17 protein-coding genes are annotated in these 16,341 nt (G+C 70.4%); 10 read left to right on the top strand and 7 right to left on the bottom strand.

Annotated elements, in window-relative coordinates:
- Nucleotides 1-136 precede the first annotated feature (136 nt).
- The 6 genes from ACFQU4_RS06110 to ACFQU4_RS06085 are packed head-to-tail and all read left to right on the top strand — an operon-like array spanning nucleotide 137 to nucleotide 6,079.
- On the top strand, nucleotides 137-676 hold the full coding sequence (locus ACFQU4_RS06110) for a hypothetical protein (RefSeq protein WP_377488128.1): 540 nt from the start codon (nucleotides 137-139) through the stop codon (nucleotides 674-676).
- 2 nt (nucleotides 677-678) lie between these two features.
- Nucleotides 679-1,698, top strand: coding sequence for a phosphotransferase enzyme family protein (locus tag ACFQU4_RS06105; RefSeq protein WP_377488125.1), 1,020 nt, complete (start codon nucleotides 679-681; stop codon nucleotides 1,696-1,698).
- Entirely contained in the window at nucleotides 1,695-3,773 is a 2,079-nt protein-coding gene (pta, locus tag ACFQU4_RS06100; RefSeq protein ID WP_377488122.1) for a phosphate acetyltransferase, read from the top strand. The genes ACFQU4_RS06105 and pta overlap by 4 nt, the downstream gene beginning before the upstream one ends.
- Nucleotides 3,770-4,966 (top strand): acetate/propionate family kinase, encoded by a 1,197-nt coding sequence (locus tag ACFQU4_RS06095; RefSeq protein ID WP_377488119.1) that lies wholly within the window; start codon nucleotides 3,770-3,772, stop codon nucleotides 4,964-4,966. The genes pta and ACFQU4_RS06095 overlap by 4 nt, the downstream gene beginning before the upstream one ends.
- Nucleotides 4,966-5,535: an isochorismatase family protein gene (locus ACFQU4_RS06090; protein WP_377488116.1), complete on the top strand. Its 570-nt coding sequence runs from the start codon at nucleotides 4,966-4,968 to the stop codon at nucleotides 5,533-5,535. The genes ACFQU4_RS06095 and ACFQU4_RS06090 overlap by 1 nt, the downstream gene beginning before the upstream one ends.
- A 4-nt stretch (nucleotides 5,536-5,539) precedes the next feature.
- Nucleotides 5,540-6,079 (top strand): MOSC domain-containing protein, encoded by a 540-nt coding sequence (locus tag ACFQU4_RS06085; protein ID WP_377488113.1) that lies wholly within the window; start codon nucleotides 5,540-5,542, stop codon nucleotides 6,077-6,079.
- A gap of 11 nt (nucleotides 6,080-6,090) precedes the next feature.
- Here ACFQU4_RS06085 and ACFQU4_RS06080 read toward each other — a convergent pair whose 3' ends face one another.
- The 3 genes from ACFQU4_RS06080 to ACFQU4_RS06070 all read right to left on the bottom strand — a co-directional run bounded on the left by ACFQU4_RS06080 (nucleotide 6,091) and on the right by ACFQU4_RS06070 (nucleotide 9,909).
- Nucleotides 6,091-7,371: a GntR family transcriptional regulator gene (locus ACFQU4_RS06080; RefSeq protein WP_377488110.1), complete on the bottom strand. Its 1,281-nt coding sequence runs from the start codon at nucleotides 7,369-7,371 to the stop codon at nucleotides 6,091-6,093.
- A gap of 187 nt (nucleotides 7,372-7,558) precedes the next feature.
- Nucleotides 7,559-8,341 (bottom strand): rRNA adenine N-6-methyltransferase family protein, encoded by a 783-nt coding sequence (locus ACFQU4_RS06075; protein WP_377488107.1) that lies wholly within the window; start codon nucleotides 8,339-8,341, stop codon nucleotides 7,559-7,561.
- Nucleotides 8,342-8,622: 281 nt separating this feature from the next.
- On the bottom strand, nucleotides 8,623-9,909 hold the full coding sequence (locus ACFQU4_RS06070; RefSeq protein ID WP_377488787.1) for a glycoside hydrolase family 125 protein: 1,287 nt from the start codon (nucleotides 9,907-9,909) through the stop codon (nucleotides 8,623-8,625).
- Between the two features lie 100 nt (nucleotides 9,910-10,009).
- Here ACFQU4_RS06070 and ACFQU4_RS06065 point away from each other — a divergent pair, with 100 nt between their 5' ends.
- The gene (locus tag ACFQU4_RS06065) at nucleotides 10,010-10,777 is read left to right on the top strand and encodes an SDR family NAD(P)-dependent oxidoreductase (protein ID WP_377488104.1); all 768 of its coding nucleotides are present in this window, start codon (nucleotides 10,010-10,012) and stop codon (nucleotides 10,775-10,777) included.
- Between the two features lie 3 nt (nucleotides 10,778-10,780).
- Here ACFQU4_RS06065 and ACFQU4_RS06060 read toward each other — a convergent pair whose 3' ends face one another.
- Together ACFQU4_RS06060 and ACFQU4_RS06055 are read right to left on the bottom strand one after the other, a co-directional pair.
- A complete protein-coding gene (locus ACFQU4_RS06060) occupies nucleotides 10,781-11,248 on the bottom strand; it encodes an NUDIX domain-containing protein (protein ID WP_377488101.1) in 468 nt (155 codons plus the stop codon).
- Nucleotides 11,249-11,250: 2 nt separating this feature from the next.
- Nucleotides 11,251-11,973 carry a hypothetical protein gene (locus ACFQU4_RS06055; protein WP_377488098.1) on the bottom strand — a complete coding sequence of 241 codons (723 nt, stop codon included), beginning with the start codon at nucleotides 11,971-11,973 and terminating at the stop codon, nucleotides 11,251-11,253.
- Between the two features lie 141 nt (nucleotides 11,974-12,114).
- On the opposite strand from ACFQU4_RS06055, the gene ACFQU4_RS06050 reads away from it, so the two are divergent.
- The 3 genes from ACFQU4_RS06050 to ACFQU4_RS06040 all read left to right on the top strand — a co-directional run bounded on the left by ACFQU4_RS06050 (nucleotide 12,115) and on the right by ACFQU4_RS06040 (nucleotide 14,905).
- Nucleotides 12,115-12,405, top strand: a complete 291-nt coding sequence (locus ACFQU4_RS06050; RefSeq protein ID WP_377488095.1) for a hypothetical protein — start codon at nucleotides 12,115-12,117, stop codon at nucleotides 12,403-12,405.
- 93 nt (nucleotides 12,406-12,498) lie between these two features.
- Entirely contained in the window at nucleotides 12,499-13,191 is a 693-nt protein-coding gene (locus ACFQU4_RS06045) for a lysophospholipid acyltransferase family protein (RefSeq protein ID WP_377488092.1), read from the top strand.
- Between the two features lie 43 nt (nucleotides 13,192-13,234).
- Nucleotides 13,235-14,905, top strand: a complete 1,671-nt coding sequence (locus ACFQU4_RS06040; protein WP_377488089.1) for an FAD-binding oxidoreductase — start codon at nucleotides 13,235-13,237, stop codon at nucleotides 14,903-14,905.
- A gap of 7 nt (nucleotides 14,906-14,912) precedes the next feature.
- Here ACFQU4_RS06040 and ACFQU4_RS06035 read toward each other — a convergent pair whose 3' ends face one another.
- A complete protein-coding gene (locus tag ACFQU4_RS06035; protein ID WP_377488086.1) occupies nucleotides 14,913-15,368 on the bottom strand; it encodes an NUDIX domain-containing protein in 456 nt (151 codons plus the stop codon).
- Complete coding sequence (locus ACFQU4_RS06030; RefSeq protein WP_377488083.1) at nucleotides 15,365-16,303, bottom strand: LysR family transcriptional regulator; 939 nt, start codon at nucleotides 16,301-16,303, stop codon at nucleotides 15,365-15,367. The genes ACFQU4_RS06035 and ACFQU4_RS06030 overlap by 4 nt, the downstream gene beginning before the upstream one ends.
- Nucleotides 16,304-16,341 lie beyond the last annotated feature (38 nt).

The following is a 16,341-nucleotide window of genomic DNA, read 5'->3' as shown; positions in this document are numbered from 1 at the left end:
CCGCGCACCCACCCCCGGACTCCGACCGCGACACCAAGCCTCCCCCTGTCCGGACCACGACGGCACTTCGACAACAAGCCCAGTGCACCGGGGAACAAAAGGCAGATGCACGAGTTCAGGTTCGCGGTTAACCTCCATGATCATGGCGACCCTGGAGATCAGAAGGCATAGTCTGCGCAAGACCGGCGGCGGGTCGCAGCTTTCCCAGGCCGGAGTCGATCTTGCTCGGCGGCTGGGCCGGACGATGGGCCCGTACGACATCGTCGCGACCAGCGTGGTGCCGCGGGCGCGCGAGACGGCGCTGGCGATGGGATTCGCCGTCGATCAGGAGATGGTGACGCTCGGCACCGACCCGGGGCTCTACAGCGAGAGCGAGCAGGCCCGGCTCGACCAGGCCGAGCAGCCGTTCGTCGCCCTGGCCGAGTTGATCAAGTACGGCGGCGCCTATCACCACTACGCCCATTCGGTGTCCGCACTCTGGCGGGACCTGATGACCCCACTGCCCGACACTGGATCGGTCCTGGTGGTCGGGCACTCCGGCGAACTGGAGGCGGCGCTGGTGGCCTGCCTGCCGACCGCCGACTACAGCACCTGGGGTGGCATGTTCGGCAGCTGCGAGGGCGCCCGGCTGACGTACACCAACCATTTCACCGACGTCGAGTTCCTCCGGCTTTGATCATGATCGAACCCGACCGCGAGCTCTCCGCGTTGCTGGCCCGGCACTGGTCGATCGACGCGGTGCTGACCGAGCCGGCCCGTGGCACGAACAACCTGATGCGGATCGTGCACGCGGCCGCCGACCCGGCCGGCCGCCCGCTCGGCCTGATCCGGGTGTACCAGAATCTTGATCTTGACCGGGTCCGCCGGGAGCACCGGCTGCTGGACCGGCTGGCCGGCGCCGGGTTGCCATTCCGGGTGCCGCGGCTCCGGCCCGCCGACGACGGCCGGACGGTGATCGAGACCGGGACCGGGCCGGTCAGCCTGATCGACTGGATCGACGGTGACCGGCCGGACCTGGACCGGCCCGAGGCGTTGCGCGCGGCCGGTCGAGCCCTGGGCCGGCTGGATGCCGCCCTTGCTGACGTACCCGCGGCGGAGGCGCCGTTCGACTGGACGACTCCCGATCTTGCGCTGGCCGGGATCGACGACGGACGGATCGACGCCCTCGCCGACGCGGGCTTGGCGGCCGAACAAGTGGCCTGGCTGCGCGACCATGCCGGACCGCCGCCCCGGCCGGACGGGCTGCCGCTACAGGTGATCCACGAGGACTTCGCCGCCTCCAACCTGCTCGCCCAGGGACCGCCAACGGTGATCGCCGGCGTGATCGACTTCGAGGTCGCGGGTCGTGATCTCCGCGCCAACGAGCTCGCCATCGCGCTGGACCAGACCGGCGCCCTGGACGGGCCGGACTGGCAACAGAAGACCCGGGCACTCGCCACCGGCTACGGCGAGGCGGTGCGGCTCGAGCAGGCGGAGATCACCGAGCAACCACGGTTGATCATGGGCCGGACCCTCGGCACGGTCGGCTGGCGGACCGGCCGCTGGCTGGCCGGCCACGACACGCTCGCCGAGGTGGCGGACCGGATCGAGGCAGCCAGGACGGCCGAGCGGTGGCTGGCCCGCAACACCACCGAGCTGGTCGAACTGCTGCACGAAGGGCTCTCCGGGGCGGACCTTGCCGTTACCCTCGACCAGTGAGCCGCACCGTCTATGTCGCCTCCGTCGAGGGGCAGACCGGTAAGTCCGCCGTCGCGCTCGGCCTGCTCGACGCGCTGATCAGAGAGGTCGGATCGGTCGGGGTCTTCCGGCCGCTGATCAGTGCCGCCGGAGAGCAGGGCCGGGACGTGATCTTGGACCTGCTGGTCAACCGGCCCGGCGTCGAGCAGACGTACGAGGAGGCCGTCGGCGTCGGCTACGAGGCCGCCCGGGCCGATCCGGACGAGGCGCTGCACCAGATCGTGCAGCGCTGCGCGACGCTGCGGGAGCGGTTCGAGGTGGTGCTCGTGCTCGGCTCCGACTACACCGACATCACCACCGCGACCGAGCTGACCTTCAACGCCAAGATCGCGGCCAACCTCGGCGCCCCGGTGGTGCTCGTGGTGCACGGCCGGAACCGTACCCCGGAACAGATCCGGGCCGCCGCCGACGGCGCGCTGGCCGAGTTCCGGGCCCAGCACGCGCAGGCCGTCGCGGTGATCGCGAACCGGGTCGATCCGGACGCCGTCACCGAGGTCGCCGCCGCCCTGGCCGGACCGCCGGAGGCGCCGCTGGTCGCCGCACTGCCGGAGAGCCCGGTGCTCTCCGCGCCGACCGTACGAACGCTGGCCCGGGCCGTCGACGGCCAGCTGGTGCAGGGCACGGAATCCTGGCAGGACCGCGAGTCGCAGGACATCATCGTCGCGGCGATGACCCTGCCCAACGTGCTGGACCGGCTCACCCCGGACGCAACGGTGATCACCGCCAGCGACCGGGCGGATCTGATCCCCGGCCTGGTCCTCGCCCATCAGTCCGGCACCTTCCCCGCCCTGGCCGCGATCGTGCTGACCGGCGGCTACCCGCTGCCGGACTCGATCCGCCGGCTGGCCCGCGGCATCGAGCAGGACCTGCCGGTGCTGCTGACCGAGCTCGGCACGTTCGACACCGCGGAGCGGCTGTCCCGGGTCCGGGGACCGATGACGAAGGACTCGACGACCAAGATCGAGACCGCCCGCAGGCTGTTCGCGGAGAACGTCGACCAGGCGGCGCTGCTGCGGGCGATCGAGGTGTCCGGGTCGCCGGTCCGGACGCCGATCATGTTCGAACATCAGGTGATGGAGCGAGCCCGGGCCGAGCGGATGCACATCGTGCTGCCGGAGAGCACCGACGACCGGATCCTCGAGGCGGCGGCGATCATCCTGCGCCGCGGCGTCGCCGAACTGACCCTGCTCGGCGACGAGACCAAGATCGGCTCCCGGGCCTCCGGCCTCGGCCTGCAGCAGGACCAGGCCAAGATCATCTCGCCGCACGACCCGGAGCTGGTCGAGCGGTTCGCAGCCGCCTACGCCGAGGCCCGCGCGCACAAGGGGATGACGCTGGAGAAGGCGCGTGAGGTGATCACCGACGGCGCGTACTTCGGCACCATGATGGTGCATCTCGGCCTGGCCGACGGGATGGTCTCCGGCGCGATCAACACGACCGCGCACACGATCCGGCCGGCCCTCGAGTTCATCAAGACCAGGCCCGGCGTCGACGTCGTGTCCAGCGTGTTCCTGATGTGCCTGGCCGACCGGGTGCTGGTGTACGGGGACTGCGCCGTGATCCCCGAGCCGACCGTTGATCAACTGGCCGACATCGCGATCGCCTCGGCCGAGACCGCCCGACAGTTCGACGTCGAGCCGCGGGTCGCCATGCTGTCGTACTCGACGGGGAGTTCGGGCACCGGCTCCGAGGTGGACCGGGTCCGGGCCGCCACCGCGCTGGTGGCCGAGCGGGAGCCGGACCTGCCGCTGGAGGGCCCGATCCAGTACGACGCCGCGATCGACCCCGGCGTCGCCGCGACCAAGCTGCCGGACTCGGCGGTCGCCGGCAAGGCGACCGTGTTCATCTTCCCGGACCTGAACACCGGCAACAACACCTACAAGGCGGTCCAGCGCAGCGCCGGCGCCGTCGCGGTCGGCCCGGTCCTGCAGGGGCTGAAGAAGCCGGTCAACGATCTCTCCCGCGGCGCGACGGTCGACGACATCGTCAACACGGTCGCGATCACCGCGATCCAGGCCCAGGCGGTGGCCCGGTGAGCGGGGAGCGCCCGGTCCTGGTGATCAACGCGGGCTCCTCGTCGGTCAAGTACCGCCTGCTCGTCCCGGACTCCGGCGAGGTGCTGGCCGACGGAACGATCGAGCGGATCGGTGAGCACGGCGGCGAGCTCAGCCACGAAGTCGGCGGCGAGACCCATGCCGGTGATCATGGTGCCGAGGACATCGGCGCCGCGCTCGAGTTGATCACCGAGCAGTTCGCGACGTACGGCCCGGACCTTGATCACCTGGACCTGCTCGCGGTCGGCCACCGGGTCGTCCACGGCGGACCGGACTTCGCGCAGCCAACCAAGATCACCGACGAGGTGCTGGCGACGCTCCGGGACCTGTCCGGGCTGGCGCCGCTGCACAACCCGGCCGCCGTCGCCGGCATCGAGGCGGCCCGGCAACGGTTCGCCGACCTGCCGCACGTCGCGGTCTTCGACACCGCCTTCTTCGCCGACCTCCCCGAGGTCGCCCGCACGTACGCGATTCCGCGCGAGCTGGCCGAGCGGCACCGGATCCGGCGCTACGGCTTCCACGGCACCTCGCACGACTATGTCGCCGGCGTCGCCCGCGCGTTGATCAAGACCGACGGTCCGGTACGGCAGATCACCTTCCACCTCGGCAACGGCTGCTCGGCCGCGGCGATCCTGGACGGTCGCCCGGTCGAGACCTCGATGGGCCTGACCCCGCTGCAGGGACTCGTGATGGGTACCCGCTCCGGCGACGTCGACCCCGGCCTGCACAGCTATCTGTATCGCGAGGCCGGTCTCGGCCCGGACGAGGTCGACACCCTGCTCAACAAGGAGTCCGGGCTGAAGGGCCTGGCCGGCGTGAACGACTTCCGCGAGGTGCTGCAACGACGCGCCGAAGATGATCACGACGCGACGCTGGCCTTCGACGTCGTCGTGCACCGGCTGACGCACTACCTCGGCGCCTACTGGGCGATCCTCGGCGGCCTCGACCAGGTGATCTTCACCGGCGGGATCGGCGAGAACAGCCCCGACCTGCGCGCCGCCGTCGCCGCCGGGCTGGCCGGCCTCGGGATTCACGTGAATCCAGAGCGCAACACGGCCGCGGCCGATCGACCCCGGGTGATCTCCCCCGACGACTCCGGCGTCGCCGTGCTCGTCGTACCGACGGACGAGGAGCTGGCGATCGCCCGGCAGACCGCCGCCCTGGCGGCCTCCTAGTGCCGGCCGATCCGGTCCAGGCCCTGCTGGTCGTCGACGTTCAACGGGCGTTCGTCACCGGCACCGGTGCGGCACCGTACAGCGAGCAGCTCCTGGTGAACCTGGGCGGCTTGCTGGACCGCGCCCGACAGGCCGGCATCCTCATCGTCCAGCTGCAGAACGACGGTCCGCGCGGAGCCGTCGACGAGCCCGGCCAGCAGGGCTGGGAGCTCTACTTTCCCGCGACGGAGTCGGACCACGAGACCGTGGTCCGGAAGTCGGCCGACGACGGATTCGACGGGACCGCGCTGGACGAGATCCTGCGGCGGCACGCTGTCGACCGGGTCTGCGTGGTCGGCTTGATGTCCGAGATGTGCGTGCTGGCCACCGCGCGCGCCGCCCTCGCTCGGGGCTTCGGCGTCGTCCTTCCGCACGACGGCCACGCGACGTTCGACATCCCACCGGCACCGGGCGCCGACGAGGGCGTACCCGCGGCGATGGCGTCCCGGCTCGCCGAGTGGGCTCTCGGCGACGAGGTGGAGATCATCGCCTCCACGGCCGACGTCTCCTTCACTCCGGGGCGAGACTGAAGCCATGGAACCCACCGTCATCTCCGTCCACCGCAGCGGCGGTCACACGTTCGGCAAGCCGGTGTGCGAAGCGATCGAACTGATCGAGGGCATCGGCGTCGACGGTGACGCGCATGCCGGCGTGACCGTGAAGCACCGGTCTCGGGTGGCGAAGAATCCGTCCACCCCGAACCTGCGGCAGGTCCACCTGATCCATCGCGAACTGTTCGACCTGGTCGAGCGCGCCGGCTATCGGGTGGCTCCGGGTGAGCTCGGCGAGAACATCACGACCGGCGGTCTCGACCTGCTCGGCCTGCCCGTCGGCACCCGGCTCCGGATCGGAGCGACGGTCCTCGTCATCACCGGGCTGCGGAACCCCTGCGAGCAGATCAACCGGTTCCAGCCCGGCCTGCTGAAGCAGGTGCTGCGGCGCAACGGCGAGGGCGAGGTCGAGCGGCTGGCCGGAGTGATGAGCATCGTGGCCCGCGGCGGTACGGTCCGCGCCGGTGACCCGATCATCGTCGAGCGGCCCGCAGACCCACACTTCCCGCTGACCCCGGTCTGACCGGGCGGCGATCAGCGGGCCGGCGGGGTGAAGTCGGCGGGGCGCTCCCGGTTGAGCCGGTCGATCGCGGCCGCGGCGCCGGCGATCCGGACCGGATACTGCAGCGAGGCCAGGGCACGGGTGAAGTGGCGGTGCGGGGCGAGGTCGTACGAGCGCCAGTACGGCAGGGTCCGGCGCAGCGAGCTGACGAAGGCCGCCGCGACCTCGTGATTGCCGTGCCGGCCGAGCTCCTCGTACATCTCGAAGACGGCCGGCGGCAGTCCGGCCGGATCGTCCTGCTCGAACCGCTCGGCGGCGAGTTCGGCGCGGGCGATGAAGCCGCCGAAGTCCTCCTCCGACATCGCGCCGAGCGCCCGCGGCAGCAGCCAGGTCTGCAGCAGGCGGAGCAGGTCGACCGCGGCGAGATACTCCTCGGCGCTGAGCACCGAGACCCGGCGGGTCCGGTGCGGCTGGCCGTCGATCAGCCCGACCGCGATGAGGACCCGAATCGCCTCCCGGACCGGCGTACTGCTGACGCCGAGCCGCGCCGAGATCTCGGTCTCGCGGACCGGGTCGCCGGGCTTCAGTACGCCACTCAGGATGTCGTCCTGCAGCTGCTCGACGACCTCCTCGTGCCGGGTCCGCCCCACGGCCTCCGGCGGCCGGTCGGGCCCTTCGGCGAGCTGCGGCAGCACGGCCCGCATCCGGTCGGCGAAGCCCGTCATGAGCTCCGTGTACGCACTCGCGGCGAGCCGCAACTGGCGGTCCCGCAGCGCCGTGGCGATCCAGCGCAGCTGCGCCGACCATCCGGACCACGGCGTCCACACCTCGGCCGGGAAGAGGATCAGCGACCCGGCCCGGCGCACGGTCTCGTTCAGCTGGCGGCCCAGCTGCGGCTGGCGGCAGGTCTCGGCGAGCAGGTCGACGAAGCCGACCGCCTCGCCGATGACCGCGCCCGGATCCTGCCGGTCGAGGGAGTTGGCCATCGCGTCGGCGCCGTCGGCGAGCCGGTCCAGCTCGACGCCGGGCGCCCAGCGCCCGGCCCGTTCCAGCGCGGCCGGGATCAGGACGCCGAGCAGTTCGACGATCCCGACGCCGCGTTCCGGGCTCAGCTTCATCACGCGGCGCCGCCGGTTCCGGCCGCCCTCGATGTAGCCCTCCGAGATCAGCTGCCAGACGGCCTCGCGGACCGGGGTTGGACTGACGCCGTACCGCTCCGCCAGCTTGACCTCGTTCACCGGGTCACCGGGCTTCAGGACGCCGGTCAGGATCTCGGCACGCAGTCTGGGCAGCACGGCCTTCGGCTCCGGCACCTCGCCCGCCTTTCACCCCGATCGGAACCTACAGAATCTCGCCTTGGCCGGCCGCATTCTGCAGCGTCCGCCGAAGCTGGAACGACCACCGTAGCCCCAACCCAGACGGGGAAACCGGGCACCCACGCCGTCAAGTTGCCGAGGCTCCGACAGAATCACCCGCCGGTCCGGTCCGGATTCTGTAGTTTTAGCACCGCTGCAGGCACCCCACGAGAGCGGCCAATTCGGGTCTGGTCAGGGCGGACAGCCGCCGCTGCTGCAGGGCTCGGACCAGCGGATCGGCCCGCAGCGCCCGCACCCGGTCCCGCACCGGAGGGCGGTTCGCCGGCGGCGACCGGAGCCACTGCTTCAGTCGCAGGCCGGAATGCTCCCGTACGGCCACGGCGAGCAGATCGAGCAGCGGGTCCGGCCGGGCCAGCGGCAGCAGCCGGACCCAGGCCGCCGAGCCCGCGATCGCCGGGGTGAAGGCCGATCCGGGCACGGTCCGGCGCACCGCCACCGAGAACCGCGCGGTCACGTCGAGCGTGATCACCGAGTAGTACGGATCGGCCGGCATCGCCGTCGCGGCCGCGGCCCAGCGGCGGCCGACGCAGAGGTCCGCTGCGCGCAACCGGGGCAGCCGCCGGGCCAGCCCGATCACGTGGTGCAGCGCCGAGAACGGCGGGTTGGCGATGATCCGGGTGACCGCGTCCAGCTCGGCCGGATCGAGGTCCTGGATCCGGGCCGAGCGCAGGTCGACGCCCGGCAAGCCACCGAGCGCGGCCAGGCAGCGGGGATCGGGCTCGACGGCGATCACCGAGCGCGGCCGGTGCCGCAGGATCGCCCCGGTCAGGGCGCCGGTGCCGGCGCCGACGTCGAGCACCACGTCGTCGGGAAGGATCTCCGCGCCGGCCACCAGGTCGGCGGCCAGGCGCGGATCGAGCAGATGTTGATCAAGGTCGGGATCGAGCGGAAAAGGGCGTGCAGGCATGCGTCTCCGAGGGCAGGGGTGGGCCCATCGGCGACAAAGGAGAGGTGCCCGGGCGGGCAGCAGCGTCCGACGGACCCGGGAAAGGTGTCGACATCGACGCCGGCGGCGCGCGTGCTCGGACGCCGGGTGCACCCTCGGTGCACCGACGGAGGAGGAGTTAGCGGGCCGACCGGCCCGTGTTGACGCGACGCATGATCCGCTCCAGCCACTCGGCATTGGGGACAGGGACACCGTCACCCTAGGCCCGCCCTCGGCGAGCCTCCACCGGTTTTCGCCGGCGCTCAGGCCAGCTCGGTGTACTCCAAGATCAACTGGCAGAACATGGCGTTGGCCCAGGAGAACCACGGGCGGGTGAACCGGGTCGGGTCGTCGACGTCGAAGCCCTCGTGCATCAGGCCGGTGCCGCCGTCGGTGTCGATCAACAGCTCGATCAGCCGCCGCTGCTCGGCGGGTTCGGCGCTGGTCAGGCCCTGCACGGCGAGCGCGATCGGCCAGACATAACGGCGCGGCGTGTGCGGGCTGCCGATACCGGAGGCCGCGGAACCCTCGTAATAGAAGGGATTCTCGGGGCTGAGCACCAGCGCCCGGGTGGCCTGGTAGACCGGGTCGTCCAGGTCGACGCAGCCGAGCCAGGGCAGCGACAGCAGGCTGGGCATATTGGCGTCGTCCATCAGCAGCGTGTTGCCGAGGCCGTCCACCTCGTAGGCGTACACCTCACCATGATCGGCATGCCGGACGATGCCGTGCCGGCGGACACCGTCGGCCAGTTCGCCGGCCAGCCGCTCCGCGTCGTCGGCCAACTGCTGGTCGCCGCCGATCGCGGTGGCCAGCTCGGCCAGGTGCCGCAGTGCGGTTGCCGCGAACAGATTGCCCGGCACGTTGTAGCCGTAGGTGCAGGCGTCGTCGCTGGGCCGGAAGCCGGACCAGGTCATCCCGGTGAAGCCGACCGGCGCACCGAGGCCGTCCCGGGACAGGGTCTCGGTCTCGATCCCGACCTCCCGCACGAAGCGGTACGCCGAGCGCCCCTCATGGTCCTGCTCGAGCCGGAGCTGATCGACGATCACCCGGGCCGCGGCCCAGAACTCGTCACCGGCGAAGTCGGTCCGGCCGGTCAGCCGCCAGAACCGGTACGCCAGCCAGAGCGGGAACGCGAAGCTGTCGATCTCGTACTTCTGCTCCCAGATCCGCGGGTCGTCACACAGATCGCCCGGGTGCCCGGACCCGGTCGGCGCCCGGTTGAAGGCGTTCGCGTACGAGTCGACGGTGATCAACCGGAACTGGGTGCCGATCACGCCGGCGATCAGGTCCGCCATCGGCTCATGATCACGGGCCAGGCCGAGATAGGGCGCGAGCTGGGCCGACGAGTCCCGCAGCCACATCGCCGGGATGTCTCCGGTGATCACGAACGGCCGGCCCTCGTCGTCGGCCTGGATCGTCGTCTCGATCGTGTTGCCGAAGCTGCGCCGGAACGCCTGCCCGATCCGCTCGCTGCCGGTGCGTTCCGTCACCGAGTTGACCAGGTCGTCCAGGAGTACGGCCGGCAGTGCCTCGGCCACGAGATTCGGCATCACCCGACCAGCCTGATATAAGTCCATCGATTTGTCATTTCTTGGGCTACGGATTTGGGCACGCCGCGGCCACCCAGTGACAAGACCTAGGGTGTCTGCCATGGCGACAGCTCTGATCACCGGCGGCACCTCCGGCATCGGCGCCGCGTTCGCGCGGGCCCTGGCCGCGCGCGGCACCGACCTCATCCTGGTGGCGCGGAACGTCGACCGGCTGAAGCAGGCGGCCGACGAACTGTCCGAGCGGTACGCCGTCGCCGTCGAGGTCCTGCCGGCCGATCTCGGCGTCCGCGAGGACGTGTTCCGGGTCGCCGACCGGCTGACCGACAATGAGCGGCCGGTCGAGATCCTGGTCAACAACGCCGGCTTCGGCCTGCACACCAAGCTGACCGCGGAGGACCCGACCGCGCACGAGCACGGCATCGACGTCATGTGCAAGGCGGTGCTGACCCTGGGCGGCGCGGCCGGGCGCACCATGGCCGACCGCGGGCACGGCCAGATCATCAACGTCTCCAGCACCGCCGGCTTCGTGGTGCTCGGCAACTACTCGGCGATCAAGGCCTGGGTGACCTCCTACTCGGAGGGACTGGCGGTCGAGCTGCGCGGCACCGGGGTCACCGTCACCGCCCTCTGCCCCGGCTGGGTCCGGACCGAGTTCCACGAGCGGGCGAACCTGAAAACGTCCAAGATCCCCGGGCCGCTCTGGCTGGACGCGGACCGGGTCGTCGAGGAATGCCTGGTCGACGCCGCCCGGGGCCGACCGGTCTCGATCCCGTACAAGCGCTACAAGGTGTTGATCTTCCTCGCCCGGCATCTGCCGCGGCGGGTGATCGGCGCCGTCTCGGCCCGGATCTCGTCCGGCCGGCGCTGACGATCATGGACTGAGGGCGGCCCGGGTGCCGTCCAGGTAGTCGGTGATCCGGACCAGGATCCGCGGATGGATCCGCAGCCCGCCGATCGCCGCCGGCCGGAACCAGCGCACCTCGTGCGACTCCGGACTGACCCGCAACGCACCGCCGACGGCACTGCATTTGACGCAGACCGAGAATTCCTGGCGCACCTCGCCGTCGTCGTACGCCATCACATGGCCGGGATCGGAATAGACGGCGATCACGTAATCGGCGACGACTTCCAGCCCGGTTTCCTCGAGAACCTCACGCACGGTGCCGTCCCGTACCGATTCACCCAATTCGATCGCGCCGCCGGGAAGAGCCCAGAGTGAATTGTCGACGCGCCGATGCAGCACAATACGGCCACGCTCATCCGTGACCACGGCCGACGACGCGACCACCAGCGCATTCGGGGCGGGACCTTCGCCGTTGTCGTAGTCGACCCGCCCCATGGTCAGGCCCAGTCCTCGTCGGGCACCGGAGTGGTGGTCAGCCAGACACTCTCGAAGTGGTCGGTGAACCTTGTGAACAAGCCATTGTGGCCGTTCCAGCGCAGCCGCAGCGTGGGCGCCTGGGCGCCGGGCGTGCCGTACAGGTGCGGGGTGACCAGCATGTGATCATCAAACCGGAAGATCGAGTTGTAGAGCGGGACATTCTGATAACGAAATTCGAGATTCGCCTGGGTTCGCAGTTTGCGGAAATACTTCAGGGTGGTCCCGATCCGGGCGACCAAGGTGATCGGATGCTGTTCCTCCTGATCCCGATTCGCGACATGCGGCGATCGCGGATCGGCAATCACCAGGCGTACCCGACAGCCCTGCGCGCATTTCTGCGCCAGCGTCGACAACAGTTCCGGATGATCGAGCGGCAGGAAATAGAGCGTGTAGCCGAGCAGGTCGATCTGGCGTTCCGCGCCGGTGATCATCGACCACCAGTCACCCGCCGGCACGCTCGACCGGTACGGATAGGCGGCAACCAGGTCGCCGGTCGGCGAACCGTCCACACTCTCCGGCCGGGACTGTGGCCACAGCCGGCCCTCGTCGGTGCCGAGGTGCTTGGCGACCAGGTAGCGCTGGCGCGGATGCGGCACCCGGCCGCCGATCCAACGACTGACCGTCTTCGGGTCCCGGCTGGTCATCGCAGCAAGATCATGAATGGACACGCCCGCCCGTGCCATGGCAGCCCGCAACTGCTCGTTCGTCATATCGACCCCGCACATCTCGAATGTTCGTGTTTCCTCAAAAATACCTCAAAAACGTCCCAAACGTCCTCAAACTGTGGTAGCGGCGTCCCCTCGACTGACGAGAGTGTTTGGGGCATGACTTCTGCGGACCCCCGATCCGTGCTCGACCGCGCCGTAATGGCGACGCACACCTCCCCCGATCTCCAGGAATGGAGCCCCGAACACGCCGCTGTCGCCGAACAGCGGGTGCAGCTCTGGTTCGGCCCGCACGTGCTGCGGACCTACCGGGCCGAGTCCGGTGCCGCCGAGGAATACGCCCGGGCCATCGGCCGGCGCTTCCCGGGCCTGCGGGTCACCCTCGACCGCGACGTGGCCGACGGCATGGAGCCGCTGCCCGGCGAACAGCTCTGGTCGCTCACTCCCTGAGCCACGCTCGGGACTCGATGGGCGGGGCCTGCGCAAGCCTGCTTTGGTCAGGCGGGATCACAGATCCGGCAGTGCGGGAATACAGTTGACCTCGTGTCGAGCACCAGCAGCTACACCTCACCGATCCGGGCGGGAGCACGGTTCGTCACCCAGCGGCTGCTGATGAAGTCCCTGGTCTGGTCGATCACGGACGTCACCGTGCTCGGCCGGGAGCGGCTGAAGGGTGTCGACTCGCCGGTGATCGTGGTGTCCAACCACGCCAGTCACCTGGACACGCCACTGATCCTCGGCTCGCTGCCGCGCAAGCTGTCCCGCTGGATGGCGGTCGGTGCGGCCGGCGACTACTTCTTCGACGTGAAGTGGCGCCGCGGCGTGACCTCGCTGTTCTTCAACCTGTTCCCGATCAACCGGGCCGGGCAGAAGGGCAAGAGCGAGCGACGCGGCATGGCCAGCATGCTGCTGGACGAGGGCGTACCGCTGCTGCTCTATCCGGAGGCCACCCGCTCCCGTACCGGCGAAATGGCGCCGTTCACCGCCGGACCGGCCGCGCTCTGCCGCAGCCGCGGCGTGCCGTGCCTGCCGATCGGCCTGGTCGGCGCCTACGACGCGATGCCGTACGGCGCGAACTGGCCGAAACGCGGTCGCCCGTCCGTGTACGTCAACTACGGCGCACCGATGACCGCCGAGGATGACGAGACCGTGCCGGAGTTCGCGGCGCGGATGGCCAAGGAGGTTCGTGGCCTGATCGACGAGGCGGAAGAGCACCGGGCCGCGCGCGGCCGCTGATCACCACCGGCGCGCCAAGGGGCGGCCTACGAAGGGATGTTGGATGCCAAACGTCAAGCACATGAAGTGGTGGGGCTGGGGAGTCGAGGGTGTCGGCTTCCACCACGAGGACAAGCCGGGCATGGCGCCGTTCGTGATCAAGGCCGTCGACCTCGATCTCAACGAGGTGCCCGAGCTGACCGTCGACTTCGACGGGCTGGACATCCCGGAGTCCAGGATCGGCGCCGATCTGCTGGCCCGGCTGACCGACGTCGTCGGCGCCGAGAACGCGGTGACCGAGCCGATGGACCGGATCGTGCACACGTACGGGAAGAGCCTGCGGGACCTGGTCCGGCTGCGCAACGGCGACATCCCGCGGGTGCCGGACGTGGTGCTGTACCCGGCCGACGAGGACGAGGTCCGGGAGATCGTCGACGCGGCCGTCGAGGCCGACGCGGTGCTGATCCCGTTCGGCGGCGGCAGCAACATCGCCGGTTCGCTGGAGGCCCCGACCGGTGAGACCCGGCCGGTGATCTCGCTCGACCTCGGCCGGCTGAACAAGGTGATCGACGTCGACGAGACCTCGGGCCTGGCCCGGATCCAGGCCGGCACCCTCGGCCCCGATCTCGAGGAGCAGCTGGGCCAGCGCGGCTGGACCCTCGGCCACTTCCCGGACAGCTTCACCCACAGCACCCTCGGCGGCTGGGTGGCCACCCGGTCGTCCGGCATGCAGTCGGACAAGTACGGCGACATCGCGCAGATCGCCCGCGGCCTGCGGGTCGTCCAGCCGGGCAAGCTGCTGGTGCTGCGGCCGTTGCCGGGCACCTCGACCGGGCCCAGCGTGCGCGAGATGATCTTGGGCAGCGAGGGCCGGCTCGGCGTGATCACCGAGGTGACCGTGCAGGTGCACCGGCTGCCGGAGGAGCGGCTGGTCCTCGGCTATCTGTTCCCGAACTGGGAAGCCGGCCTGGACGCCATGCACGCGATCTCGAAGAGCGACGCCACCCCGTCGATCACTCGCGTCTCCGACTCCCACGAGACCGGCTTCTCCTTCGCCACCAGGAAGAAGAAGCCGGGCTTCTCGCTGTCGTCCATGATCAGCAAGGGCCTGATGTCGGTGCTGGAGAAGCGCGGCTGGGACCTTGATCAGGTCTGCCTCTCCTTCATCGGGTACGAGGGCAGCAAGGAGCATGTGGCCCGGCAGAAGAAGCTGGTCAAGGACATCGTGAGCAAGCACGGCGCGATCGTCCTCGGCAAGGGCCCGGGCGAGCTCTACGATCAGAAGAAGTTCGACACCCCGTACCTCCGCGACTTCCTGCTCGACCGCGGCGCGGCCGGCGACGTGTCCGAGACCGCGGCGCCGTGGTCGCAGCTGAAGACGCTCTACTACGCCGTGGTCGCGGCCGCGAACTCCGCCTTCGACGAGATCGGCGTCAAGGGGTGGATCATGTGCCACCTCTCCCATTCCGAGCACTCCGGCGCCTGCCTCTACTTCACGTTCGCGTTCAAGTTCGACAAGATCGATCCGCTGAAGCAGTACGACGTCGTGAAGCAGGCCATCCAGCAGGCGTTCGTCGACAACGGCGGCACCCTGTCGCACCATCACGCGGTGGGCGTCGAGCACGCTCCGTGGCTGGTCGAGGACCTGTCGCCGGCGGGTGCCGAACTGATGACCGGGCTGTTCACCTCCTTCGATCCGAAGGGCAACTTCAACCCGGGCAAGATCACCGGCTAGGGCACCGCTAGAGGGCGCTGGCCTGGGCGGCCAGGTCGGCGCCGAAGTCGCGCAGGATCGGGACCAGCTCGGCCGGCCGGAGCAGGTCGAGTTCTTGATCATCCAGCCCGATCAGTACGGTCTCGTACCGCCCGCGGGCCGGGTTCTCGAACTCGGGGCCGTGGCGGGCGCCGTCGTCCAGGGTGATCAACTTCGCCAGGGCGTAGCGCTGGATCGCCCGGCGCGGTGTGTTCACGTACGCGACGTAGGCGGTCGGCCCGATGATCACCTCGGCTCCCACCTCCTCGCGGCACTCGCGCGCGGCCGCCTGGTCCCAGGTCTCGCCCGGCTCGACTCCCCCACCGGGCGTGGTCAGGTACGGCGCCCGGCCCGACCGGATTCGCCTGATCAAGATCAACTCGTGCGCCGGCCCGAAGAGCAGCACCCGGCTGGACCGACGCAGCGGCTTGGCGTTCATGATCATCCTTCCTCCGCAGGATCGGTGACGGACGCCGCCACCGCGGTCAACTGATCCAGTACCACCCGGACGGCCTGCCGGGCCGCCCGGTCGGGCCGAGCCAGCGCGCCGAGATAGCGGGCCGCCCGTTCGTCGCGCAACGGGACCAGGGCGAACCGGCCGGCACTGCGGTCCCGGGTCGTGTAGCGCGGCAGCAGCGCGATCCCGTGGCCGCCGGCCACCAGCCGCTCCATCAGCGGCAGGTGGGTCGTCCGCAGCAACACCCGCGGCGCCACCCCCGCCTGGGCGGCGATCGCGGTCAGCACCCGGTCGATCGGGAAGCCCTCCGGCGGCGCGATCCAGTTCTCGTCCATCACGTCGGCCGGGGCGACGCTGCGCCGACCGGCCACCCGGTGCCCGAGCGGGACCGCCACATCCATCGGCTCGCGGAGCAGCTGGACCACTCGCAACCCGCCGCGGGCGGTCCGTCGCTGGTCCGAGCGATGCGCGACCACGATGTCGTAATCCCTGGTCAGCGGCGCGAACTCGGTCTGACCGACGTCCTCGTCGCCGAACTCGAGCGCGATCTGCGGAAACGCGCGGAGCCGTTCCAGCAGCCCGGGCAGCAGCAACTCCGACGCCGAGTGGAAGAACGCGATCCGGACCCGGCCGCTCGCCTCGGTGCGGTACGCCAGCCAGGCCGACTCGGCCTCCGCCCACGCGGTCAGCACGCCGACCGCGCCGTCGGCGAGGGCCCGGCCGGCGTCCGTGAGCCGTACCCCGCGGCCGGATCGCTGCACCAGCTCGGCGCCGACCTGCCGTTGGATCACCTTGAGTTGCTGCGACACCGCCGACGGGGTCCGGCCGGTCGCGCGCGCCACGGCGCTGACCGAGCCACGGTCGGCCAGCTCGCGGAGCAGCACCAGGTGGGCCCGGTCCAGTCCGCGCCACGAGCCGTCCATGAAGCCAAGCTACAACTACCTGGCAGAGAATTGTGATT

Source organism: Microlunatus sp. GCM10028923, assembly GCF_042666975.1.
In the GTDB taxonomy this organism is placed as follows: Bacteria; Actinomycetota; Actinomycetes; order Propionibacteriales; family Propionibacteriaceae; genus Microlunatus.
Note: the sequence above shows the minus strand (reverse complement) of the source record. Positions and strands in the feature narration are given on the sequence as shown.

Bases quoted from the DNA above. Each gene is read 5' to 3' on its own strand.
- ACFQU4_RS06035 (WP_377488086.1), bottom strand. From the start codon at position 15,368: ATGATCATGAACGCCAAGCCGCTGCGTCGGTCCAGCCGGGTGCTGCTC.
- ACFQU4_RS06085 (WP_377488113.1), top strand. From the start codon at position 5,540: ATGGAACCCACCGTCATCTCCGTCCACCGCAGCGGCGGTCACACGTTC.
- ACFQU4_RS06040 (WP_377488089.1), top strand. From the start codon at position 13,235: ATGCCAAACGTCAAGCACATGAAGTGGTGGGGCTGGGGAGTCGAGGGT.
- ACFQU4_RS06055 (WP_377488098.1), bottom strand. From the start codon at position 11,973: ATGGCACGGGCGGGCGTGTCCATTCATGATCTTGCTGCGATGACCAGC.
- ACFQU4_RS06050 (WP_377488095.1), top strand. From the start codon at position 12,115: ATGACTTCTGCGGACCCCCGATCCGTGCTCGACCGCGCCGTAATGGCG.
- ACFQU4_RS06030 (WP_377488083.1), bottom strand. From the start codon at position 16,303: ATGGACGGCTCGTGGCGCGGACTGGACCGGGCCCACCTGGTGCTGCTC.
- ACFQU4_RS06075 (WP_377488107.1), bottom strand. From the start codon at position 8,341: ATGCCTGCACGCCCTTTTCCGCTCGATCCCGACCTTGATCAACATCTG.
- ACFQU4_RS06110 (WP_377488128.1), top strand. From the start codon at position 137: ATGATCATGGCGACCCTGGAGATCAGAAGGCATAGTCTGCGCAAGACC.
- ACFQU4_RS06065 (WP_377488104.1), top strand. From the start codon at position 10,010: ATGGCGACAGCTCTGATCACCGGCGGCACCTCCGGCATCGGCGCCGCG.
- ACFQU4_RS06060 (WP_377488101.1), bottom strand. From the start codon at position 11,248: ATGGGGCGGGTCGACTACGACAACGGCGAAGGTCCCGCCCCGAATGCG.
- ACFQU4_RS06070 (WP_377488787.1), bottom strand. From the start codon at position 9,909: ATGCCGAATCTCGTGGCCGAGGCACTGCCGGCCGTACTCCTGGACGAC.
- ACFQU4_RS06105 (WP_377488125.1), top strand. From the start codon at position 679: ATGATCGAACCCGACCGCGAGCTCTCCGCGTTGCTGGCCCGGCACTGG.